We start from the raw sequence: 23,152 nt of genomic DNA, 5'->3' as shown, positions 1-23,152 counted from the left end.
ATGGCCTCATGGCGACCATCCGCGACCTCAGGCTGGTTCCTTTCCGCATCCCCTTAAGGGCTCCTTTGCGCTGGGGTAAGGCCTCGGAGATGGCGGCCCTGGAGCATGCCCTTTTGCAGGTGGAGCTCAGCGATGGCTCCCTGGGCCAGGCGGAGGTGGCCATCCGCCCCACCATCTACGGGGAAACCCTGGGAAGCGTGCGGGCGGGGCTGGAGTATCTGAAGCCCCGGCTTTTGGGCCTCGAGGCGGACGACCAGGAAGCCATTCGGGCGGTGCTGGAGTCTTTTCCCTGCAACCTGGGCCTTAAAGGAGCCCTGGACCTCGCCCTTTGGGAGGCTTGGGCGAGAAGCGAGGGGGAGGAGCTTTATCAGGTATTGAAGCCCGCCAAGCACCGGGTGCGGGTTTCCTACATTCTGGGCATGGCCTCGGAGGAGGAGATGCTTTTAGATGCCCGCATGGCCTACGAGGCGGGGGTGCGGGTCTTCAAGGTGAAGGTGGGCCGGGACCTGGAGGAGGATGGCCGGAAGATCGGCCGCCTTAGGGAAGCCCTCCCCGACGCCGAGCTTTACGCCGACGCCAACGAAACCCTTTCCCCCAAGGAGGCCGAGCGCTACCTCCTAGCCTGGAAGGAAATGGGCCTCCTCTACGTGGAAGAGCCCCTGCCCGTTGAGGAGGTGGAGGCCAGGAGGAAGCTAAGGGAGAAGAAAATCCTCCCCCTAATCGCCGACGACTCGGCCATGACCCCCAAGGACCTTCGCCGGGAGCTTCTTCTGGACACCTTTGACATCCTGAACCTGAAGCCCGCCCGCACCGGGGTCACCTGGACGCTGGAGATGCTGGCCTTAGCCCGGGAAGAGGGCAAAAGGGCCATGGTGGGAAGCCAGGCGCAGAGTTCCTTTGGGGCCTACCAGTCGGCCCTTTTGGCCTTCCAGCAAGGGGTCACCGAACCCAACGAGCTGGCCTTCCACCTCAAGGCGGAAGGGGGGTTCCTGGACTTCCCCACCTTCCGCCAGGGGTGGCTTTACTGGGAGGACCTGGTGGAGGCGCGGTTTGACGAGGGGGCCTTTCGGCGGTATACCCTAGAGTAGCTCCATGGCCTTCCTGAAGTCCTGGAGGACCCCCCAGGCTCCCGCCTCGAGGAGGGCTTCCTCCTTGTGCCCCGTGAGCAGGGCGTAGGTGGGTATCCCCGCCCCCACGGCGCTCCTCACCCCGGAGGGCGAGTCCTCAAAGGCCAGGGCCTCCCGGGGGGTGAGGCCCAGGTGCCTTAGGGCCACCCGGTAGGGCAAGGGGTCGGGCTTGCCCCGGCCCACTTCCTCCGCCAGGACCAAAAGGGGCGGGTTCAAACCCAGGGCCTTCAACACATGGCGGGCGTTCTCCCGGGGAGCGTTGGTGACCACCCCCCAGGTGAGGCCCCTGGCCCGGGCCTTTTCCAGAAGCTCCTCAAGGCCGGGCATGGGCTTGAGGTTCAGGGCCAGCTCTCGGAAGCGGGCTTCCTTGGCCTCGATGAGCCTTCGGGCTTCCTCTCCCTCCAACCCTAAAAGGTCCTTGACGATCTCGGGGTTAAGGCGGCCGGAGATGCGCTTTCGGTAGAAGTCCTCGTTCACCTCGAGGCCATAGGGCGCCAAGACCTCCCGCCAGGCCAGAAGGTGCAGGGGGTCGGTGTCGGCCAAGGTGCCGTCCAGATCAAAGAGAAGGGCCTTAAGCATGGACGGCCCTCCGCTCCAAGCTGGAAACCATCAGGAAAAGGCCCAGGGCCAGGCCGAGAAGCCCATAGGGGATGCCGGGTGTGGGCAAAAGGGCAAAGAGGGCCGGGATCAAGGTGCTTCCCGTGGCGCCCGCATAAAGCAAACCCCCCAGGGCTCGGTGGCCGAAGCGGGCCTGCACCAGGGCAAAAAGGGTGGAAAAGAGGGGACCCAGGAGAAAGCCAGCCAAGGGAAAAAGGAGGGCGGTGGGGGGCAGGAGGTTGAGAAAAAGGAGGGCGAGGACTCCGAGGAGGAGGCTCCTCAGGGCAGCCAGGGGCTTTTGTGCCACCGGTTTGGCCAGGAAAAGGCGGCCCAGGGCCAGAAAGAGCCAGTACAGGGAGAGCAGCACCCCTCCCATAGGGGTGGGGTGGCCCAGGTGTTCCAGCCAGACCCGGTTCCAGGTGGCCAGGGCTCCCTCCAGACCGGTGTAGATGGCCACGGCCAGGAGGAAGGGCCAAAGCCCCCGCCCTTGCTCCTTGGGCACCTGGGTTACCTGAGGGGCTTCCCAGAGGAGAAGGGCCCCTATCCAGGCCAGGAAACCCGCCAGAAACAACACGGTGCCGTAGGGTAACAGGGTGAGGGCGAAGGGGGTGAAGACCGCTCCCAAGCCGAAGGCCACGTTCACCCGGTTTAGGAGTTCCACCCGCCTTTTGGGGTCAAGCTCGCCTACCAGGCTGTTGCCGTGGACGTTCATCACCCCTTCCCCCAAACCCAGGAGGAAGGCCAGGGCCACCACCAAGGGGAAGGAAGGGGCCAGGGCCACCCCCCATAGGGCCAAGCCCGCAAGCCCCATGGCGGCGGGAAGAAGGGGGTGACGTTTATCCCCCTGGGCCAGGCGCACCCCCAGGAGGAGGCCCAGGAGAAGGGCGGTGAAGAACCAGGAAACCTCCTCTCCCACCCCGTAGCGCCCCCGCCAAACGGGCAGGGCCGCCCCCGGCAGGGCCACGATCACCCCCACGAGGAAAAGCGCCAGGAAGGAGCCCCAGAAAAAGCGCACGTCCGTTATTCTTCCCCTAACTGACCCTTTGGTCAATAATGGAGGGGATGGAGGAGGCCCTGGAAAAGGCTTTGGCGGGCGAGGGGTACTTTGCCTTTCCTGGCCTTTTGCTGGTGCGGGGGCCCGACGCCCTTTCCTTCCTTCAAGGCCAGGCTACCCGGGACCTCAGAAGGCTTTCCGGGCCCGTGGGGGCCCTGTTCCTCAACCACCGGGGGCAGATAGAGGAAGCGGCCACGGTGTTCGTGCACGAGGAAGGCTTTCTTCTGGCTCCCTGGGGCACCTTGGAGGGCCTAAGGAAACGGCTTAAGCGCTACATCGTCTTTGACCAGGTGGAGCTTCTGGAACTTCCCCTTTACCGGCGCCTGCATGCCGATGGGCGGGAGGAAGTGGCGGAAAGCGGGGAGGGGGCCCATCCCGCTGGGGTTTATCCCCTTTACACCTTGCTTAAGGGCCTCCCGCTCCTTTCCGATATTCGTGGGGAGCTTCCCCAGAGCGTGGGGCTTCTCCACCTGGTGGACTACGGCAAGGGGTGTTATGTGGGCCAGGAGATCATGGCCCGCCTCGAGGGGAAGGAGGTGCACCATCACCTGGTGGGCCTAAGGGGGCTTTCCCCTGCCCAGGAAGCCCCCTTTGACCTCCTGCTGGAGGGGCGCAAGGTAGGGGAGGCCAAGCGGGTGATGGAAACGCCCTTCGGGGTTTTGGGCCTTGCCGTGATGCGTAAGGAGGTTCCCCTAGGGGCGGTGGTGGAGGGGGGTGGGGGGCGCTTTCGGGTGGAGCCCCTGCCCTTCGAGGAGGCGGCATGGAGCGGGCGGAGATCATCGGGGTAGGCACGGAGCTCATCTACGGGGAGACCCTGGACACCAACACGGCGGAGATCGCCAGGAGCCTCGAGGCCTACGCCCTCAAGGTGGAAAGGACCCTCAGGGTGGTGGACGAGCCCCTCCCCTTGGCCCGGGAGGTGGGCCAGGCTTGGAAGCGGGCGAGGCTTTTGGTGCTTTCCGGGGGCCTAGGCCCCACCCCCGACGACGTGACCCGGGAGGCGGTGGCGGAGGCCTTGGGGGAGCCCTTGGTGTTGGACGAGGAGATGCTTTCGGAGATTGAGACCCTCTTCCGGGCCCGGGGGCGGAGCATGCCCGAGGCCAACCGCAAGCAGGCCATGAGGATCCCTTCGGCCACCTGGCTTAAAAACCCCAGGGGCACCGCCCCCGGCTGGTGGGTGCGGAAGGAGGGGAAAGACCTGATCCTCCTGCCCGGGCCTCCCCCTGAGTGGCGGCCCATGTGGGAGGAGGTGTTGCCCAAGCTGAACCTCCCCCGCCGCCCCTATGCCAAGCGGGTCCTGAAGACCTGGGGCATAGGGGAATCGGAGATCGTGGAGCGGCTCGGGGAGCTTTTTAAGCGGGATAAGGAGGTGGAGGTGGGCACCTACCCCAAGCTCCAGGGGGTGGAGGTGGTGATTCGGGGCCGGGAGGACCTGGTGGCGGAGCTAGCGGAGAGGATCAAGAAGCGCCTCCTAAAGGAGGTCTGGGGGGAAGGGGAGATGACCCTGGCCGAGGCGGTGAAGCGTCGCCTGGAGCTGGAAGGGGCCACCCTTGCCACCATGGAGAGCCTCACCGGGGGGCTTCTCGGGGCGGAGATCACCCGGGTGCCGGGAGCGAGCCAAATCTACCTGGGGGGCGTGATATCCTATTCGGTAGGGGCCAAGGCCCGCTTCGGTGTGCCGGAGGAACTCCTCGCCAAGACGGTCTCCGCCGAGACGGCCAAGGCCATGGCGGAGGCCGCCCGGGTGCTTTTCGGTTCCACCTATGCCCTTTCCACCACGGGGGTGGCGGGACCGGACCCCTTGGAGGGCGAGCCCGTGGGCACGGTCTTCGTGGCCCTGGCGGGGCCTAAGGGGACGGAGGTGCGCCGCTACCGCTTCCCCGGGGACCGAGAGGTGGTGCGGCTCCGAAGCGTTTATGCCGCCTTGGCCTTGCTCCTAACATGAGGCTCTTCTACGCAATCTTCCTTCCTGAAGAGGTGAAGCGGGCCTTGGTGGAGGCTCAGGAGCGGGTGGCCCGCTACAAGGGGTGGAAGGAGGTGGTTCCCCACCAGCTCCACCTTACCCTTCTCTTCCTGGGGGAAAGGCCGGAGGAGGACCTGGAGGACCTTTTGGCCCTGGGCCACCGGCTGGGCCGGCTCCATCCTCCCTTCACCGCCCGCATCCGGGGCACGGGTTACTTCCCCAACGAGGGCACCCCCAGGGTCTGGTTCGCCAAGGCGGAAGGGGAGGGGTTTGCCCCTTTGGCGGAAGGGCTTCGGGAAGGGGTGCGGGAACTCCTGGGGGAGGAGGCGCTTCTGGCAGGCGGGGATAAGCCCTTCAAGCCCCACATCACCCTGGCCCGGCGCAAGGCCCCTGCCCCCCGGGTGCCCCCGGTGGTCTTCGGCGTGGAGTGGCCGGTGACGGAGTTCGCCCTGGTGCGCTCGGAGCTTAAGCCCAGGGGGCCCGTCTATACCATTTTAGAAAAGTTCCCTTTGCGAGGTGAGCATGGACGAGAACAAGAAGAAAGCACTGGAGAACACCCTAAAGACCATTGAAAAGGAGTTCGGCAAGGGTGCGGTGATGCGCTTGGGGGAGATGCCCAGGCTTCAGGTGGACGTGATCCCCACGGGCTCCCTGGGCTTGGACCTGGCCTTGGGGATCGGGGGCATTCCCCGGGGAAGGGTGATCGAGATCTACGGCCCCGAGTCCGGGGGGAAGACCACCTTGGCCCTCACCATCATCGCCCAGGCCCAGAAGCAGGGGGGTGTGGCGGCCTTCGTGGATGCGGAGCATGCCCTGGACCCCCTCTACGCCCAGAAGTTGGGGGTCAAGGTGGAGGACCTCCTGGTGTCCCAGCCCGACACCGGGGAGCAGGCCCTGGAGATCGTGGAGCTTCTCGCCCGCTCGGGGGCGGTGGATGTCATCGTGGTGGACTCGGTGGCCGCTTTGGTGCCCAAGGCGGAGATCGAGGGGGAGATGGGGGACCAGCACGTGGGCTTGCAGGCCAGGCTCATGAGCCAGGCCCTGCGCAAGCTCACCGCGGTCCTTTCCAAGAGCAACACCGCCGCCATCTTCATCAACCAGGTGCGGGAGAAGGTGGGGGTGATGTACGGCAACCCCGAGACCACCCCCGGCGGCCGGGCCCTTAAGTTCTACTCCAGCGTGCGCCTGGATGTGCGCAAAAGCGGCCAGCCCATCAAGGTGGGGAACGAGGCGGTGGGGATCAAGGTCAAGGTGAAGGTGGTGAAGAACAAGCTGGCCCCACCCTTCCGTGAGGCGGAGCTGGAGATCTACTTCGGCAGGGGCCTGGACCCGGTCATGGACCTGGTGAACGTGGCGGTGGCGGCGGGCGTGGTGGAGAAGGCCGGCTCCTGGTTCTCCTACGGGGAACACCGCCTGGGTCAGGGGAAGGAGAAGGCGGCGGACTACCTGCGGGAGCGGCCCGAGCTTCTGGAGGAGATCCGGGCCAAGGTGCTGGAGAGGGCCCACGAGGTGGTGCTCGCGGGAAGCGAGGAAGGGGAGGAGTAGATGGCCCTGACCCTTTTGGACCTGGGGCTTCTTCTCCTGGTCTTGGTCCTCTTGGGGGCCCTGTTCCTTAGGCGCAAGGGGGAGGACCGCGCGGGGGTAGAGGCCAAAAGGCTTCTGGAGGCGGCCAGAGAGGAGGCCAAGGAGGCCCTCGAGGCGGCCCGGAAGGAAGCCAAGGAGATCCTCGAGGCCGCCCGGGCCGAAGCCAGGACCCTGCGCCAGGAGGCCGAGGAGCGGGCCAAGGCCTTGCGCCAGGAGCTGGAGGCGGAGCTTAAGCGCCGCTCGGAGGCCTTGGAGGCCGAGGCCAAAAAGCGCTTGCAGGAGGCGGAAGAGCGCCTGAGGAGCGAGCGGGAGGAGCTTAAGGCCGAGCGGGAGAGGCTTAGGGCCTTGCAGGAGGAGCTTAAGGCGGAGAGGGAGCGCCTTAAGGGGGAGCGGGAGGAGCTCCGGCGGGAGGCCGAAAGGCTATCCAAGAGGGGCGAGGCCTTGGACGCCCGGGTCCTCAAGCTGGATGCCCTGGAGGAGGCCCTTTCCAAGCGGGAGGAGGCGCTTAAGGCTCAGGAGGCCCTTCTGCAGGAGAAGGAACGCGAGGTGGAACGGAGGCTTCATGAGGTGGCAGGCCTCTCCCCGGAGGAAGCCCGGCGCCTCATCCTGGAGAGGCTGGACCGGGAGCTGGAGGAGGAGAAGGCCCAGAGGGTGCGGGCAGCCTTGGAAAGAGCGCGCCTCGAGGCCCGCAAGGAAGCCCAGAAGATCCTGGCCCAGGCCATGCAGCGCCAGGCCTCGGAAACCGCCGCCCAGCTGGCGGTTTCCGTGGTGCCCATTCCCTCCGATGCCATGAAGGGCAGGATCATCGGGCGGGAGGGGCGGAACATCCGCACCTTTGAGGCCTTGACGGGGGTAGACCTCATCATCGACGACACCCCGGAGGCCGTCTTGCTCTCCTCCTTCAACCCCATCCGCCGGGAGATCGCCCGCATGGCCCTGGAGGAGCTTCTCAGGGATGGGCGCATCCACCCTAGCCGCATTGAGGAGGTGGTGGAGAAGGCCAAGCAGGAGATGAAGACCTTCATCTACGAACGGGGCGAGGAAGCTGCCCTCGAGGCTGGGGTGGTGGGGTTAAAGCCTGGCCTCATCCAGCTTCTGGGCCGGCTCCACTTCCGCTCCAGCTATGGCCAGAATGTCCTCAAGCACTCGGTGCAGGTGGCCCACCTTTCTGGGATCATGGCCGCGGAGCTGGGCCTGGATGCCGCCTTGGCCCGGCGGGCGGGGCTCCTTCACGACATCGGCAAGAGCGTGGACCGGGAGGTGGAGGGAAGCCACGTGGAGATCGGCATCGCCCTGGCCCGCCGCTTCGGGGAACCGGCGGAGGTCATAGATGGCATCGCCCACCACCACGATCCCGAGAATGCGGAAACCGTGTATGCGGTTTTGGTGGCGGCCGCCGACGCCCTTTCCGCCGCCCGGCCAGGGGCCAGGCGGGAGAGCCTGGAGGAGTATCTGCAGCGCCTCGAGGCCCTGGAGCGCATCGCCCTTTCCTTCCCCGGCGTGGAGACGGCCTTCGCCGTCCAGGCGGGGAGGGAGGTGAGGGTCATCGTCAAACCCGATAAGATCACCGATGCCAAGGCCACCCTTCTGGCCCGGGAAATCGCTAACCGCATCGAGCGGGAGATGAACTACCCCGGCCAGGTGCAGGTGACGGTGGTGCGGGAGACCCGGGCGGTGGAGTACGCTAAGTAGGCTAGAATGGGGCGGTTATGCTGAGGGGCGAGGACATCGGGATTGACCTGGGAACGGCCAGCGTTCTCATTTACGTGCGGGGGAAGGGGATCGTTTTACGCGAGCCCTCCGTGATCGCGGTGGTCCAAGGGAAGCGGGAGGTCAAGGCGGTGGGGGCCGAGGCCTACCGCATGCTGGGGCGCACCCCGGGGAACATCGTGGCGGTGCGGCCCCTGAAGGATGGGGTTATCGCCGACTATGCCTTAACGGAGCGCATGCTCCTCCTCTTTCTGCAGAAGGTGCTCTCCCCCATGAGCCGCTTCTTCCGGCCGCGGGTCATGGTGGGAGTGCCCTCCGGAGTCACGGACGTGGAGCGGCGGGCGGTGGTGCAGGCGGTGTCCGCCATGGCCCACAAGGTCTACCTCATCGAGGAACCCCTGGCGGCCGCCATCGGGGCGGGGATCAACGTGGCCGAGCCCACGGGCAGCATGGTGGTGGACATCGGGGGAGGCTCCACGGACATCGCCGTCATCTCCCTGGGGGGTATCGTGCGCTCCGAGAGCCTTAGGATCGCTGGCAACGAGATGGATCAGGCCATCATCCGCTACGTGCGGCAAAAGTACAACCTCCTCATCGGGGAGCGTACCGCCGAGGAGCTCAAGATCCAGCTGGGGCGGGCCAAGGTCCTTCCCGGGGAGGAGAAGGAGGTGGCCGAGGTGCGGGGCCGGGACCTGGTCACGGGCCTCCCCCGAACGGCGGGGATCCCCGCCGAGGATGTGGTGGAAGCCCTGAGGGAGCCCCTGGACAAGATCTTCCAGGGGGTGAAGGCGGTTTTGGAAACCACGCCCCCCGAGCTGGCCTCGGATATTTACGAGAGGGGCATCCTCCTTACCGGGGGTGGTGCCCTGCTAAAGAACCTGGATGTGGCCCTGCAGGAGGCCACGGGGGTGCCGGTGGTGGTGGCGGAGAACCCCATTGAGGCGGTGGCCTTGGGCACGGGTAAGGCCTTGGAGATGCTCCACGTGCTGGAGGACACCATCCTGTCTTCGGACGACGTCCTGAAGAGGTGAGCCGTGGAGATCGGGGAGATCCTGGCCCTCCTGCCCCACCGCTACCCCTTTTTGCTCATCGACCGGGTCCTTCACGCCGACGAGAAAACCTTCCGGGCCTTGAAGAACGTTACCTTCAACGAGCCCCACTTCCAGGGGCATTTTCCCGGTTACCCCATCATGCCGGGGGTGCTGATCCTCGAGGCCATGGCCCAGGCGGCGGTGGGCAGCATTGCCAAGCAGCCGGGTTTCAAGCCCGGGGGCCTGGTCTTTTTGGTGGGGGTGGAGGAGGCCCGCTTCAAAAAGCCCGTGGTGCCGGGGGATACCCTGATCCTGGAGGGGGAGCTTCTCCTTTTCCGCCGAGGCCTGGGCAAGGTGGCGGTTAGGGCCATGGTGGAGGGGGAGGAGAGGGCCAGCGCCCGTTTAAGCTTCGTGGTTCGGGAGGGTGCGGAGTAGGGTGGCGCTGAACTCCAGGAAGTCGGGAAGCCGTTCCTCCAGGATCTGGCGCAGGATGGGGAGGGAAAGGGCTTGGTAGTCATGCACCGCCACATTGCGAATTTGTAGGAGGACCTCATCCATAGACTTTTCCCCGTTTCTGAATATCCCCGAGGATTTCCGCTCTTTCCTCGTTGAGGCGGGCGTAGGCCTTAAGGGCGAGGTCCAGGAAGCGGTCCGCCTCGAGGCTCTTTCGATACAGGGGTTCGCCAAAAGCGGCCACCTGCGCCTGTAGGGGAAGGGGGGCCTGGCGAAGGTCTATCAGGTCCACTTCCCGCCCCACAAGCAGGCTCAAGGGGGCACGCAGGGCAAAAAGGTGCTCCGGAGGGTAAGGCTTGGAGCCCAGGATGGCCAGATCCAGGTCGCTTTCTGGGGTCAAAAGGCCTTGGGCTCCGGAGCCAAAGAGGTAGATTCCGAGGGGATCCAGTTCCTCCACCAGAAGGCGGATGGCTTCTTTAAGCCTTTCCACTTCCCTTAGAGAAAAGAGGGGGTGTGGGGGAGCTATAATCCCCCGGTTTTTAAACCGGGGATACATGGACTCCCCCACGTCCACCACAGGTGGACACGGATTTGGTACAGTGTAGAAGAAGCCAGCCATGCGCAAAGCCTTCAAATACCGCCTTTACCCCACCAAGCCCCAACGGCGGGACTTGGACAAGACGCTGATGCTGTGCCGCCAGTTGTACAACGCGGCCTTGCAGGAGCGTAGAGATGCCTACAAGAAGGCCGGGAGGACTGTCGGCTTCTACGAACAGAAGAGGTATCTGCCCGAGATACGGGCCGAGCTGCCGGAGTACAAGCACATTCATTCCCAGGTCTTGCAGAACGTCATCGAACGGGTGGACCTGGCGTTCAAGGGCTTCTTCCGTAGGGTCAAGGCGGGACAGAAAGCGGGATACCCCCGCTTCAAGGGGAAGGGGCGCTACGACTCCTTTACCTTCCCCCAGGCGGGGACTACCGGGGTCAAGCTCCAGGATGGGGGAAGGCGTGTACTCCTCTACGGGATTGGCTCCGTCAAGGTTAAGCTCCACCGCCCTTTGGAAGGGAAGATCAAGACGGCGACGGTTAAGCGGGAAGGGGAGCATTGGTACATCATCTTCATCACCGAGGTGGACCCCAAGCCTTTGCCTCCAAGCGAGGAGGCCATCGGCATAGACCTGGGCACCAACCCCCACTTCCTCGTTACCTCGGAGGGGGAGATGGTAGAGGCTCCCCGCCACTTCCAGAAAGCCGAGGAGAAGCTGGCCAAGGCCCAAAGGGAGCTTTCCAGGAAGAAGAAGGGAAGCAACCGCAGGAAGAAGGCCAGGCTCAAGGTAGCCAAGCTCCACCGCAAGATCGCCAACCAGCGCAGGGACTTCCACCACAAGGTGGCCAGAAAGCTGGTGAACCGCTATGGAACCATCGTCCACGAGGACCTGAACATCCTTGCTCTCTCCCGCTCCTACGTTGCCAAAGGCATACACGACGCGGGCTGGGCCCAGTTTCTCGCAATCCTCGCCTACAAAGCGGAAGAAGCTGGTAGGCGGGTCGTGGGGGTTGACCCCAAACATACGAGCCAGGACTGCCCGGTGTGCGGGCACAGAGAAAAACGCCCCCTGTGGGTGCGGGTGTCCACCTGCCCACAGTGCAGTACGCTCCTGCACAGGGACGTGGCGGCAGCGCAGAACATCCTGGCTAGGGCCTGGACGGGGCCTTCGGGGGTAGCAATACCATGCCCGAGAAGCCCTGGACTTTAGTCCGGGGAGTCGTCACGGTATCATCTTTCCTTATGGCGGACCTCATGGCCTACCTGAAGCGGGCCCGGGGGGGACGGGTGGTGGAAACCGGCTTCCTGGACCCGGAGGAGCAGGCCCTTCTGGAGGAAAAGGCCCGGGGAGAGGGGCTTAAGGTAGCCTTTTTCGGGGGGTTCCCCCTGGCGGAGAGGAGGCTTGCGGTGCTGTATCCCCCGGAGGTTCCCTCCGTCCACGACCCGGTGGAGGTGGTCTTCCTGGAGAAGGAACCCCCGGATCTGGGGGAGGCCATGGGGGATTTGGAGGCCTTTGGCGAGGGTTACCTGGTGGCGGTGTCCGCCAAGGGAAGGAGGGCCTTGGAGGAAGCGGGCTACACCCTTTTCCCACCCCCGGAGGGGGCCTTAAGGGCCACCAGCGAACGGGTGCGGACCCTGGTGGTGCCTTCCTTGCGGGTGGATACCGTGGGGGCTAAGGGCTTCGGGGTCTCCCGCAGCTACTTCGTCCAGGGGGTGAGGGCGGGGAAGGTGCGGCTAAGGGGCAAGGTGGCTTCCCCCAAGGAGGAGATGGCTCCCGGGGACACCCTTTTGGCGGAGGGTCTGGGAAGCCTAAGGCTCCTGGAGGTACTTGGCGAAACCAGGCGGGGAAACTATAAAATCAAGGTGGAGGTGGAACGGTAGCGACAAGAAGAGAAGGGTTAGGTACAGGGCTTTACCCAAAACTCCTTCCTCGCCCTCCCTTAGCCTGCTTCAAGAGTTCTTGGGTGACTTCATAGTTGAGCAGGCGAACCAGGCCCCTCAGGAGCAGGTACGGACCATCCCTCTCGCTGGGCAGCCCCAGCTTGCCCCCGAGCTGCAAAAGAAACCCCTTGAACGGATCCCCCAACCGCTCAACTTCCCAAAGGAACACCGCCAGCCCCAGCAAAACCGCCACCACCTTCCGGATCCGGGCAAGCCCCCGCACCTGGAAGGTCTCAAGCCCCAGCCCCGTCTTCAAAAGCCGGAAGAACCGCTCCACCTCCCACCGCCTGCGGTACGCCTCCACCACCTGCGCCGCCTCCTCCCTCCCCCTCACCGGCAAGCTGGTCAGTAGCCACCACTCCCCACGCCGCCCCAGGGCTGGCACCCGGCAGACCACCAGGTGGAGCCGCCTCCCCTCCACCTCCACCTCCCTCCATCCGAAGTGGAGCCGCACCCGCTGGTACCTGCCCCCTACCCTCAGCTCCACCTCCTCCCCACAGGGAAGGGCCAGGGAAGAAGCCACCTTCGCCAGAGAACCCCCCTCCCCAAGCTTCCGGTCCCGGTAGACCCGCACCACGAACTCCTCCCCCAGGGCCAGCACCTGCCCAAACACCTTCCGGTCGTCAAACCCCCGGTCCGCCACATACACCAGCCTCCTGCCCACGCCCCCCAATCGCTCCCGGGCCGCCTCAATGGCTCCCTCCACCTCCTTGGGCAGGCTGGCAAACCCCCTCTCCCCGTAGGCCACCAGGTGGGCGTACCCCAGGGCCAGCCGCCCCGCGGGGTCCAACCCCAGGGCGGTGAGGAGCTCGTACCCGGGCCGCCTATCCTTCCCCACCCGGGCTATCCCCTCCAGGGCCCGGGCATAGGGCTTGGCCACCGGGCTCAGGTCCAGGAGGACCAGAACCTCCTCACCCTCCAGGGCAGTCGCGCTCTCCTGATAGACCCGGTCAAGGAGGGCTTCTGCCTCCACCCGTGGGTTGGACAGGAAGCGGTAAAGGGCTTTGGCCTGGTGGAAGCGGTTCTGGAGGGGAGAAGGGAGCGAGGCCACCATCTCGCTCACCCGGGCTGAGCCTGCGGCCAAGGCGCCCCGCACCACCTCTTCAAACCGTCGGTGGAGGCGCTTATCGGGGGAAAACGCTCGCAAAACGGCCCGTGAACTCCTGGAGCCTGGCCTCGGCCACCTTGAGCATGTCCATGGATCACCCCCGGTACCAGATACGGGCTGCGCCCGCAAGGGGAGATTTACCACGAAACGGAGATGTGGGTAAAGTCCTGTTAGGTAGGCTTGACGGCTTAAGGGGTTGCCCTATAAGCTAAGGTTTGTGCTCTTTGGTCGGGCCAAGGGAGCACGGTAAGAGCCAGCCGCCGCGGGGCGCGAGGTCCCGCGGAAGAACCCTGTTAGCTTACCTCGGGCGGCCCGCTTTCCCATCCTTGAGGTGACGCATGGAGATTAAGCGGTTCGGTCGCATCCGAGAGGTTATACCCCTTCCCCCTTTGACGGAAATCCAGGTGGAATCCTACAAGAGGGCCCTTCAGGCCGATGTTCCCCCGGATAAGCGGGAGGACGTGGGCATCCAGGCGGCCTTCAAGGAAACCTTCCCCGTGGAGGAGGGGGACAAGGGCAAGGGCGGTATGGTCCTGGACTTCCTGGAGTACCGCATCGGGGAGCCCCCTTTTTCCCAGGACGAGTGCCGGGAGAAGGACCTAACCTACCAGGCTCCCCTCTATGCCCGCCTCCAGCTCATCCACAAGGACACGGGCCTCATCAAGGAGGACGAGGTCTTCCTGGGCCACATCCCCCTCATGACCGAGGACGGCTCCTTTATCATCAACGGGGCCGACCGGGTGATCGTTTCCCAGATCCATCGCTCACCGGGGGTCTACTTCACCCCGGACCCCGCCCGCCCCGGGCGGTTTGTGGCCAGCATCATCCCCTTGCCCAAGCGGGGACCCTGGATTGACCTGGAGGTGGAGCAAAACGGCACCGTATCCATGAAGGTCAACAAGCGCAAGTTCCCCCTCATCCTCCTCCTCAGGGTCCTGGGCTACGACGCCGAAACCCTGAACCGGGAGCTTGGGGCCTACGGGGAGCTTTTGGGGGGCCTTCTGGACGAGGCGGTGCTTGCCATGCGCCCGGAGGAGGCCCTGGTGCGCCTTTTCACCCTGCTCCGTCCCGGCGACCCCCCCAAGAAGGACAAGGCCTTGGCCTACCTCTTTGGCCTTTTGGCCGACCCAAGGCGGTACGACCTGGGGGAGGCGGGGCGGTACAAGGCGGAGGAGAAGCTGGGCGTGCGTCTTTCCGGGCGCACCCTGGCGCGCTTTGAGGACGGAGAGTTTAAGGACGAGATCTTCCTGCCCACCCTGCGCTACCTCTTCGCCCTCATGGCCGGGGTTCCCGGGCACGAGGTGGACGACATCGACCACCTGGGCAACCGTCGCATCCGTACCGTGGGGGAGCTCATGGCCGATCAGTTCCGGGTGGGCCTAAGCCGCCTGGCCCGCGGGGTGCGGGAGAGGATGGTGATGGGCTCCGCCGATACCCTTACCCCGGCCAAGCTGGTGAACAACCGGCCCCTCGAGGCGGCCATCCGGGAGTTCTTCAGCCGTAGCCAGCTTTCCCAGTTCAAGGACGAGACCAACCCCCTTTCCTCCTTGCGCCACAAGCGGCGCATCTCCGCTTTGGGTCCTGGGGGCCTCACCCGGGAGCGGGCGGGGTTTGACGTGCGGGACGTGCACCGCACCCACTATGGCCGCATCTGCCCGGTGGAAACCCCGGAAGGCGCCAACATCGGCCTCATCACCTCCCTGGCCGCCTACGCCCGGGTGGACGGGCTGGGCTTCATCCGCACCCCCTACCGCCGGGTGAGGAACGGGGTGGTCACCGACGAGGTGGTCTACATGACCGCCACCGAGGAGGACCGGTACACCATCGCCCAGGCCAACACTCCCCTCGAGGGGAACCGCATCGCCACCGACCGGGTGGTGGCCCGGCGCCGGGGTGAGCCGGTGATCGTGGGCCCGGAGGAGGTGGAGTTCATGGACGTGAGCCCCAAGCAGGTCTTCTCCGTGAACACCAACCTCATCCCCTTCCTGGAGCACGACGACGCCAACCGGGCCCTCATGGGTTCCAACATGCAGACCCAGGCGGTGCCCCTTATCCGGGCCCAGGCCCCGGTGGTGATGACCGGCCTCGAGGAGCGGGTGGTGCGGGACTCCCTGGCCGCGGTCTACGCCGAGGAGGACGGGGAGGTGGTGGCGGTGGATGGCCGCCGCATCGCCGTGCGCTATGAGGATGGCCGCTTGGTGGAGTACACCCTGCGCCGCTTCGTGCGCTCCAACCAGGGTACCGCCCTGGACCAGCGCCCCCGGGTGACCGTGGGCCAGAGGGTGAGGAAGGGGGACCTCCTGGCGGATGGCCCGGCCTCCGAGGAGGGCTTTTTGGCCCTGGGGCAGAACGTCCTGGTGGCCATCATGCCCTTTGACGGCTACAACTTCGAGGACGCCATCGTCATCAGCGAAGAGCTTTTAAAGCGGGACTTCTACACCTCCATCCACATCGAGCGCTACGAGATCGAGGCCCGGGACACCAAGCTGGGTCCGGAGCGGATCACCCGGGATATCCCCCACCTCTCCGAGGCGGCCCTGAGGGACCTGGACGAGGAGGGGGTGGTGCGCATCGGGGCCGAGGTGAAGCCCGGGGACATCCTGGTGGGCCGCACCAGCTTCAAGGGGGAGCAGGAGCCCTCCCCGGAGGAGAGGCTTCTGCGCTCCATCTTCGGGGATAAGGCCCGGGATGTGAAGGACACCTCCCTCCGGGTGCCCCCGGGCGAGGGGGGCATCGTGGTGGGTACCCTCCGCCTGCGCCGTGGGGATCCCGGGGTGGAGCTGAAGCCCGGGGTGCGGGAGGTGGTGCGGGTTTACGTGGCGCAGAAGCGCAAGCTCCAAGTGGGGGACAAGCTGGCCAACCGCCACGGGAACAAGGGGGTGGTGGCCAAGATCCTCCCCGTGGAGGACATGCCCCACCTGCCCGACGGCACCCCCGTGGACATCATCCTGAACCCCCTGGGCGTGCCGAGCCGTATGAACCTGGGCCAGATCCTGGAAACCCATCTGGGCCTGGCGGGCTTCTTCCTGGGCCAGCGCTACATCTCCCCGGTCTTTGACGGGGCCACGGAGCCCGAGATCAAGGCCCTTTTGGCCGAGGCCTTCGACCTTTACTTCGGCAAGCGGAAGGAGGAGGGCTTCGGGGTGGACAAGAGGGAGCTCGAGGTCCTGGCCCGGGCGGAGAAGCTGGGTTTGGTGAGCCCCGGCAAAAGCCCGGAGGAGCAGCTTCGGGAGCTTTTCACCCAGGGCAAGGTGGTTCTCTACGATGGCCGCTCCGGCGAGCCCATCGAGGGCCCCATCGTGGTGGGGCAGATGTTCATCATGAAGCTTTACCACATGGTGGAGGACAAGATGCACGCCCGCTCCACCGGCCCCTATTCCCTCATCACCCAGCAGCCTTTGGGCGGTAAGGCCCAGTTCGGCGGCCAGCGCTTCGGGGAGATGGAGGTGTGGGCCCTCGAGGCCTACGGAGCTGCCCACACCCTGCAGGAGATGCTCACCTTGAAGTCCGACGACATCGAGGGCCGCAACGCCGCCTACGAGGCCATCATCAAGGGCGAGGACGTGCCCGAGCCCAGCGTGCCCGAGTCCTTCCGCGTGCTGGTAAAGGAGCTTCAGGCCTTGGCCCTGGATGTGCAGACCCTGGACGAGCGGGATAACCCCGTGGACATCTTTGAGGGCCTGGCATCCAAGCGGTAAGCCGCACCGCAGAAGCGGGATTGCCCTTAAGTGGAGGAGGAATGAAAAAGGAAGTTCGCAAGGTTCGCATCGCCCTGGCCTCTCCGGAAAAGATCCGCTCCTGGAGCTACGGGGAGGTGGAGAAGCCCGAAACCATCAACTACCGCACCCTGAAGCCCGAGCGGGATGGGCTTTTCGACGAGCGCATCTTCGGCCCCACCAAGGACTACGAGTGCGCCTGCGGCAAGTACAAGCGCCAGCGCTTTGAGGGCAAGGTGTGCGAGCGCTGCGGGGTGGAGGTCACCAAGAGCATCGTGCGCCGCTACCGCATGGGGCACATCGAGCTGGCCACCCCGGCGGCCCACATCTGGTTCGTGAAGGATGTGCCCTCCAAGATCGGCACCCTCCTGGACCTCTCCGCCACCGAGCTGGAGCAGGTCCTGTACTTCAGCAAGTACATCGTCCTGGACCCCAAGGGGGCGGTGCTGGATGGGGTGCCGGTGCAGAAGCGCCAGCTCCTCACGGACGAGGAGTACCGGGAGCTCCGCTACGGCAAGCAGGAAACTTACCCCCTGCCCCAAGGGGTGGATGCCCTGGTCAAGGACGGGGAGGAGGTGGTGAAGGGGCAGGAGCTGGCTCCCGGGGTGGTGAGCCGCATGGATGGGGTGGCCCTTTACCGCTTCCCCCGGCGAGTGCGGATCGACTACCTGCGCAGGGAGCGGGCGGGCCTCCGCCTGCCCCTCTCCGCCTGGGTGGAGAGGGAGGGCTATAGGCCGGGAGAGATCCTGGCGGAACTCCCCGAGCCCTACCTCTTCCGGTCGGAGGAGGAGGGGGTGGTGGAGCTTAAGGAGCTCGAGGAGGGCCACCTCCTCACCCTCCTCAAGGACGAGGAGGCCGTGGCCCGCTACTTCCTGCCCGTGGGGTTGACCCCCTTGGTGGTCCACGGGGAGGTGGTGGAAAAGGGCCAGCCCCTGGCCGAGGGGCGGGGTCTTTTGCGCATGCCCCGCCACATGACCGCTAAGGAGGTGGAGGCGGAGGAGGAAGGGGATACCGTCTACCTCACCTTCTTCCTGGAGTGGACGGAGCCCAAGGACTATGGGGTGGCTCCCCACATGAACGTGGTGGTGCCGGAAGGAGCCCACGTCCAGGCGGGGGAGAAGGTGGTGGCGGCCATTGACCCCGAGGAGGAGGTGATCGCCGAGGCCGAGGGCATCGTCCACCTGCACGAGCCCGCCAGCATCGTGGTGATGAAGGCCCGCCTCTACCCCTTTGAGGACGATGTGGAGGTGACCACCGGGGACCGGGTGGCCCCGGGGGATGTCCTGGCGGATGGGGGGAAGGTCAAGAGCGAGATCTACGGCCGGGTGGAGGTGGACCTGGTCCGGAACGTGGTGCGGGTGGTGGAATCCTACGACATCGACGCCCGCATGGGGGCCGAGGCCATCCAGGCCCTCTTGAAGGAGCTGGACCTGGAGAAGCTGGAGGCCGAGCTCTTGGAGGAGATGAAGCACCCCTCCCGGGCCCGGCGGGCCAAGGCCAGGAAGCGCCTCGAGGTGGTCCGGGCCTTCCTGGACTCCGGCAACCGCCCGGAGTGGATGATCCTCGATGCGGTGCCGGTCCTGCCTCCCGACCTCCGCCCCATGGTGCAGGTGGACGGGGGCCGCTTCGCCACCAGCGACCTCAACGACCTCTACCGCCGCCTCATCAACCGCAACAACCGCTTGAAGAAGCTCCTGGCCCAGGGGGCCCCGGAGATCATCATCCGCAACGAGAAGCGCATGCTGCAGGAGGCGGTGGATGCGGTCATCGACAACGGCCGCCGCGGCTCCCCCGTCACCAACCCGGGCTCCGAACGGCCTCTTAGGAGCCTCACCGACATCCTCTCCGGCAAGCAGGGCCGCTTCCGCCAGAACCTCTTGGGCAAGCGGGTGGACTACTCGGGGCGGAGCGTGATCGTGGTGGGTCCCCAGCTCAAGCTCCACCAGTGCGGCCTGCCCAAACGCATGGCCCTGGAGCTTTTCAAGCCCTTCCTCCTCAAAAAGATGGAGGAAAAGGGCATCGCCCACAACGTGAAAGCGGCCCGCAAGATGCTGGAAAGGCAGCGGGACATCAAGGATGAGGTGTGGGACGCCCTCGAGGAGGTCATCCACGGCAAGGTGGTCCTCTTAAACCGCGCCCCCACCCTCCACCGCCTGGGCATCCAGGCCTTCCAGCCGGTTTTGGTGGAAGGCCAGTCCATCCAGCTCCACCCCCTGGTCTGCGAGGCCTTCAACGCCGACTTCGACGGGGACCAGATGGCGGTGCACGTGCCCCTTTCCTCCTTCGCCCAGGCGGAGGCCCGCATCCAGATGCTCTCCGCCCACAACCTCCTCTCCCCGGCCTCCGGCGAGCCCCTGGCCAAGCCCAGCCGGGACATCATCCTGGGCCTTTACTACATCACCCAGGTGCGCCGGGAGAAGAAGGGGGCGGGCCGGGAGTTCGCCACCCCCGAGGAGGCCCTGGCCGCCTACGACCGGGGCGAGGTGGCCTTGAACGCTCCCATCAAGGTGGCAGGCAAGGAAACCAGCGTGGGCCGCTTGAAGTTCGTCTTCGCAAGCCCCGACGAGGCCCTTTTGGCGGTGGCCCATGGCCTTCTGGACCTGCAGGACGTGGTGACGGTGCGCTACCTGGGCAAGCGCCTGGAAACCAGCCCGGGCCGGGTGCTCTTCGCCCGCATCGTGGGCGAGGCCGTGGGGGACGAGAAGGTGGCCCAGGAACTTCTGCAGATGGACGTACCCCAGGAGAAAAACTCCCTAAAAGACCTGGTCTACCAGTCCTTCCTGCGCCTGGGCATTGAGAAGACCGCAAGGCTTTTGGATGCCCTCAAGTACTACGGCTTCACCCTGTCCACCACCAGCGGGATCACCATCGGCATCGACGACGCTGTCATCCCTCCCGAGAAGCAAAAGTACCTGGAGGAGGCCGACAAGAAGCTTCGGCAGATTGAGCAGGCCTACGAGATAGGCTTCCTCACCGACCGGGAGCGCTACGACCAGGTGATCCAGCTCTGGACCGAAACCACGGAGAAGGTCACCCGGGCGGTCTTCAAGAACTTTGAGGAGAACTACCCCTTCAACCCCCTCTACGTGATGGCCCAGTCCGGGGCCCGGGGTAACCCCCAGCAGATCCGCCAGCTTTGCGGCATGCGGGGCCTCATGCAAAAGCCCTCGGGGGAGACCTTCGAGGTGCCGGTGCGCTCCTCCTTCCGGGAAGGCCTCACCGTGCTGGAGTACTTCATCTCCAGCCACGGGGCCCGGAAGGGTGGGGCGGACACCGCCCTCAGGACCGCGGACTCGGGCTACCTCACCCGGAAGCTGGTGGACGTGGCCCACGAGATCGTGGTCCGGGAGGCGGACTGCGGCACCACCAACTTCATCTCCGTCCCCCTCTTCCAGCCCGACGAGGTGACCCGCACCCTGCGCCTCAGGAAGCGCTCGGACATCGAGTCCGGCCTCTATGGCCGCGTTCTGGCCCGGGAGGTGGAGGTTCTGGGCCAGCGCCTGGAGGAAGGGCGCTACCTGACCCTCGAGGACGTGGGGCTCATCATCAAGGCGGCGGAGGCCGAGGAGATCAAGGAGGTGCCCGTGCGTAGCCCCCTCACCTGCCAGACCCGCTACGGGGTGTGCCAGAAGTGCTACGGCTACGACCTCTCCATGGCCAGGCCCGTGTCCATCGGGGAAGCGGTGGGGGTGGTGGCGGCGGAGTCCATCGGCGAGCCCGGCACCCAGCTCACCATGCGCACCTTCCACACGGGCGGCGTGGCGGTGGGCACCGACATCACCCAGGGTCTGCCCCGGGTCATCGAGCTCTTTGAGGCCCGCAGGCCCAAGGCTAAGGCGGTGATCTCCGAGATCGACGGGGTGGTGCGCATCGAGGAAACCGAGGAGAAGCTTTCCGTCTTCGTGGAATCCGAGGGCTTCTCCAAGGAGTACAAGCTTCCCAAGGATGCCCGCTTGGTGGTGAAGGATGGGGATTACGTGGAGGCGGGCCAGCCTTTGACCCGCGGGGCCGTGGATCCCCACCAGCTTCTGGAGGCCAAGGGCCCCGAGGCGGTGGAGCGCTACCTGGTGGACGAGATCCAGAAGGTCTACCGGGCCCAGGGGGTGAAGCTCCACGACAAGCACATCGAGATCGTGGTGCGGCAGATGCTCAAGTACGTGGAGGTCACCGATCCCGGGGATAGCCGCCTGCTGGAGGGCCAGGTCCTGGAGAAGTGGGACGTGGAGGCCCTGAACGAGCGGCTCATCGCCGAGGGCAAGACCCCGGTGGCCTGGAAGCCCCTCCTCATGGGGGTCACCAAGAGCGCCCTCTCCACCAAGAGCTGGCTTTCCGCCGCCAGCTTCCAGAACACCACCCATGTGCTCACCGAGGCGGCCATCGCCGGCAAGAAGGACGAGCTCATTGGCCTTAAGGAAAACGTCATCCTGGGCCGCCTCATCCCCGCGGGCACGGGTAGCGACTTCGTGCGCTTCACCCAGGTGGTGGACCAGAAGACCCTCAAGGCCATCGAGGAAGCCAGGAAGGAGGCGGTGGAGGCCAAGGAGAAGGAGCCTGCCCTCCGCCGCCCTGGCCGCCGCGAGCAGCCTGGGAAGCAAGCCTAAGGCCACCCCACCCTGGCTATGCCAGGGTGGGGGCTCCTAAGCGCCGCCCCCAGAAGGGCTTTTGGGCCATAATGGGCCCATGCTGGCGCGGATCTACACCGCCTTTCGCCAGGTGGGGGAGGATCTTTTCCACCAGAGGCTCATCTCCGCCACCGCGGGCAACTTTTCCGTGCGCACCAAGGAGGGCTTTCTCATTACCAAAAGCGGGGTGCAGAAGGCCCGCCTGACCCCCGAGGACCTGGTGGAGGTGCCCCTCGAGGGCCCTTTCCCGGAAGGGGCCAGCGTGGAGAGCGTGATCCACCGGGAGGTGTACCGGGCGACCCCGGCCCGGGCCATCGTCCATGCCCATCCCCGGGTGGCGGTGGCTCTTTCCTTGCACCTGGACCGGATTGTTCCCCTGGACCTCGAGGGCCAGTACTACCTGAAGGAGGTTCCCGTGCTCGCCCCCAAGACCACAAGCGCCACCCTGGAGGCCGCTTTGGCCGTGGCGGAGGGCCTTAAGGAGCACCGAGCCTGCCTGTTAAGGGGCCACGGGGCCTTTGCCATAGGGCTTAAGGAGAAGCCGGAGGAAGCCCTTTTGGAGGCCTATAGCCTCCTCACCGCCTTGGAGGAAAGCGCGGAGATCCTCTTCTACTACCGCCTTTGGGGGAAGGGATGAGGGTACTCTTTGTGGAGGGCAAGGAAAAGGAGGCCCTTTTGGGCTTGGCCCGGGAGCTTCCCCATCCCTACTGGCTTCTTGCGGGGGAAGGGATTTGGCTTTTGGAGGTGTTTGGCGCCGGGGAGGAAGCCATGGCCAAGGCCAGGGCCCTGCCCGGGGTTAAGGTTTGGGCCTTTGCCCTGGAGGATGGGGTAGTCTATAGGGGATGCGGGAAGAAATCGGCTACATCCCCGTAGGGGAGGCGGAGCTTTACGTGGAGGACGTGGGGGACGAGCATGCCCCGGTCCTCCTGGTCCTCCACGGGGGGCCTGGGGGGAACGCCTACGCCCTCAGGGAAGGGCTTCAGGACTACCTGGAAGGGTTCAGGGTCATCTACTTCGACCAGCGGGGTTCCGGCCGGAGCCTGGAGCTTCCCCAGGACCCCAGGCTTTTCACTATAGATGCCCTGGTGGAGGATACCGTGGCCCTGGCCGAGGCCCTGGGGCTGGAGCAGTTTCATCTTCTGGCCCACGGCTTCGGAGCCCTGGTGGCCCTGGAGCTCCTCCGCCGCTACCCGGAGGTCCTGGGGGCGGTGCTCCTTTCCCCCTGGGTGAGCTTCCCCTGGCTTTCCGCAAGGCTTGTGGAGGCGGCGGGGCTTGAACCTTTGGCCGACCCCGAGGCGAACCTGAGGGCGGCCTTGGAGAAGGCGGAGCCCAAGCTCCTCTTCGACCGTCTCATGTTCCCCACCCCCCATGGCCGCCTGGAGTACGAGTGGGTGGCGGAGGGCTCGGGCATCCTGGGGCCGGATACCCCGGCCTTGGCCTTTTGGAAAAACGGCCTCTGGCGGCTGGACTACACTCCCTACCTCTCCCCAAGCCGCAAGCCAGTGGCCCTGGTGGTGGGGGAGAAGGACGGCACCAGCTACCCCTATGCCGAGGAGGTGGCGGAACGCCTCAAAGCCCCCATCCGGGTGATACCCGGGGCCGGGCACTACCCCTGGATCGACCAGCCGGAGGCTTTTGGCGAGACCTTCCGGGAGGTCCTCGAGGGCCTGCTGGCTCCCTGGAGGGTGTGAGGGATGCC

20 protein-coding genes are annotated in these 23,152 nt (G+C 65.6%); 15 read left to right on the top strand and 5 right to left on the bottom strand.

Annotation, left to right across the window (positions count from 1 at the left end):
- The first annotated feature begins 8 nt into the window (after positions 1–8).
- The gene (locus MI302_RS10090) at positions 9–1,088 is read left to right on the top strand and encodes an enolase C-terminal domain-like protein (protein WP_038028796.1); all 1,080 of its coding nucleotides are present in this window, start codon (positions 9–11) and stop codon (positions 1,086–1,088) included.
- Here MI302_RS10090 and MI302_RS10085 read toward each other — a convergent pair.
- Positions 1,080–1,706 (bottom strand): HAD family phosphatase, encoded by a 627-nt coding sequence (locus tag MI302_RS10085; protein ID WP_015716330.1) that lies wholly within the window; start codon positions 1,704–1,706, stop codon positions 1,080–1,082. The genes MI302_RS10090 and MI302_RS10085 overlap by 9 nt on opposite strands.
- A complete protein-coding gene (locus MI302_RS10080) occupies positions 1,699–2,748 on the bottom strand; it encodes a sugar MFS transporter (RefSeq protein ID WP_239726525.1) in 1,050 nt (349 codons plus the stop codon). Before MI302_RS10080 ends, MI302_RS10085 begins: the two co-directional genes overlap by 8 nt.
- A gap of 38 nt (positions 2,749–2,786) precedes the next feature.
- Here MI302_RS10080 and MI302_RS10075 point away from each other — a divergent pair, with 38 nt between their 5' ends.
- Genes MI302_RS10075 through fabZ form a run of 7 tightly spaced genes read left to right on the top strand, consistent with a single transcriptional unit; the run spans position 2,787 to position 9,501 of the window.
- Positions 2,787–3,566: a folate-binding protein YgfZ gene (locus MI302_RS10075; RefSeq protein WP_239725671.1), complete on the top strand. Its 780-nt coding sequence runs from the start codon at positions 2,787–2,789 to the stop codon at positions 3,564–3,566.
- Positions 3,539–4,723: a CinA family nicotinamide mononucleotide deamidase-related protein gene (locus tag MI302_RS10070; RefSeq protein ID WP_239725670.1), complete on the top strand. Its 1,185-nt coding sequence runs from the start codon at positions 3,539–3,541 to the stop codon at positions 4,721–4,723. Before MI302_RS10075 ends, MI302_RS10070 begins: the two co-directional genes overlap by 28 nt.
- The gene (gene thpR / locus MI302_RS10065) at positions 4,720–5,313 is read left to right on the top strand and encodes an RNA 2',3'-cyclic phosphodiesterase (RefSeq protein ID WP_126208656.1); all 594 of its coding nucleotides are present in this window, start codon (positions 4,720–4,722) and stop codon (positions 5,311–5,313) included. Before MI302_RS10070 ends, thpR begins: the two co-directional genes overlap by 4 nt.
- Positions 5,264–6,286: a recombinase RecA gene (gene recA / locus MI302_RS10060; protein WP_019551637.1), complete on the top strand. Its 1,023-nt coding sequence runs from the start codon at positions 5,264–5,266 to the stop codon at positions 6,284–6,286. Before thpR ends, recA begins: the two co-directional genes overlap by 50 nt.
- Before the next feature lie 6 nt (positions 6,287–6,292).
- Positions 6,293–8,017: a ribonuclease Y gene (gene rny / locus MI302_RS10055; RefSeq protein ID WP_239726524.1), complete on the top strand. Its 1,725-nt coding sequence runs from the start codon at positions 6,293–6,295 to the stop codon at positions 8,015–8,017.
- Between the two features lie 17 nt (positions 8,018–8,034).
- On the top strand, positions 8,035–9,066 hold the full coding sequence (locus tag MI302_RS10050) for a rod shape-determining protein (protein ID WP_239725668.1): 1,032 nt from the start codon (positions 8,035–8,037) through the stop codon (positions 9,064–9,066).
- Between the two features lie 3 nt (positions 9,067–9,069).
- A complete protein-coding gene (gene fabZ / locus MI302_RS10045; RefSeq protein WP_126169708.1) occupies positions 9,070–9,501 on the top strand; it encodes a 3-hydroxyacyl-ACP dehydratase FabZ in 432 nt (143 codons plus the stop codon).
- Here the strand turns inward: fabZ and MI302_RS10040 are convergent.
- On the bottom strand, positions 9,469–9,594 hold the full coding sequence (locus tag MI302_RS10040) for a DUF86 domain-containing protein (protein ID WP_239725667.1): 126 nt from the start codon (positions 9,592–9,594) through the stop codon (positions 9,469–9,471). The genes fabZ and MI302_RS10040 overlap by 33 nt on opposite strands.
- 22 nt (positions 9,595–9,616) lie before the next feature.
- Entirely contained in the window at positions 9,617–10,138 is a 522-nt protein-coding gene (locus tag MI302_RS10035; RefSeq protein ID WP_126208659.1) for a nucleotidyltransferase domain-containing protein, read from the bottom strand.
- Between MI302_RS10035 and MI302_RS10030 the strand changes: the two genes are divergently transcribed.
- Positions 10,137–11,276 carry a transposase gene (locus tag MI302_RS10030; protein WP_239725666.1) on the top strand — a complete coding sequence of 380 codons (1,140 nt, stop codon included), beginning with the start codon at positions 10,137–10,139 and terminating at the stop codon, positions 11,274–11,276. The genes MI302_RS10035 and MI302_RS10030 overlap by 2 nt on opposite strands.
- Before the next feature lie 32 nt (positions 11,277–11,308).
- Entirely contained in the window at positions 11,309–11,947 is a 639-nt protein-coding gene (locus tag MI302_RS10025) for an RNA-binding protein (protein WP_015716341.1), read from the top strand.
- A gap of 31 nt (positions 11,948–11,978) precedes the next feature.
- On the opposite strand, the gene MI302_RS10020 is transcribed toward MI302_RS10025, so the two are convergent.
- Complete coding sequence (locus MI302_RS10020; RefSeq protein WP_008632315.1) at positions 11,979–13,103, bottom strand: transposase; 1,125 nt, start codon at positions 13,101–13,103, stop codon at positions 11,979–11,981.
- Between the two features lie 350 nt (positions 13,104–13,453).
- On the opposite strand from MI302_RS10020, the gene MI302_RS10015 reads away from it, so the two are divergent.
- The 5 genes from MI302_RS10015 (at position 13,454) to MI302_RS09995 (ending at position 23,144) form a co-directional block, all read left to right on the top strand.
- Positions 13,454–16,813, top strand: a complete 3,360-nt coding sequence (locus tag MI302_RS10015) for a DNA-directed RNA polymerase subunit beta (RefSeq protein WP_126178321.1) — start codon at positions 13,454–13,456, stop codon at positions 16,811–16,813.
- Between the two features lie 41 nt (positions 16,814–16,854).
- Positions 16,855–21,432: a DNA-directed RNA polymerase subunit beta' gene (rpoC, locus tag MI302_RS10010; RefSeq protein ID WP_239725665.1), complete on the top strand. Its 4,578-nt coding sequence runs from the start codon at positions 16,855–16,857 to the stop codon at positions 21,430–21,432.
- A 79-nt stretch (positions 21,433–21,511) separates the two neighbouring features.
- Positions 21,512–22,090, top strand: a complete 579-nt coding sequence (locus tag MI302_RS10005; RefSeq protein ID WP_038071404.1) for a fuculose-1-phosphate aldolase — start codon at positions 21,512–21,514, stop codon at positions 22,088–22,090.
- Positions 22,087–22,326: a hypothetical protein gene (locus MI302_RS10000; protein ID WP_019551511.1), complete on the top strand. Its 240-nt coding sequence runs from the start codon at positions 22,087–22,089 to the stop codon at positions 22,324–22,326. The genes MI302_RS10005 and MI302_RS10000 overlap by 4 nt, the downstream gene beginning before the upstream one ends.
- Entirely contained in the window at positions 22,296–23,144 is an 849-nt protein-coding gene (locus MI302_RS09995) for an alpha/beta fold hydrolase (RefSeq protein ID WP_239725663.1), read from the top strand. The genes MI302_RS10000 and MI302_RS09995 overlap by 31 nt, the downstream gene beginning before the upstream one ends.
- Positions 23,145–23,152 lie beyond the last annotated feature (8 nt).

This window comes from Thermus sp. NEB1569, assembly GCF_022385295.1.
Taxonomy (GTDB): domain Bacteria; phylum Deinococcota; class Deinococci; order Deinococcales; family Thermaceae; genus Thermus; species Thermus scotoductus.
This window is presented reverse-complemented; position numbering and strand designations above follow the sequence as displayed.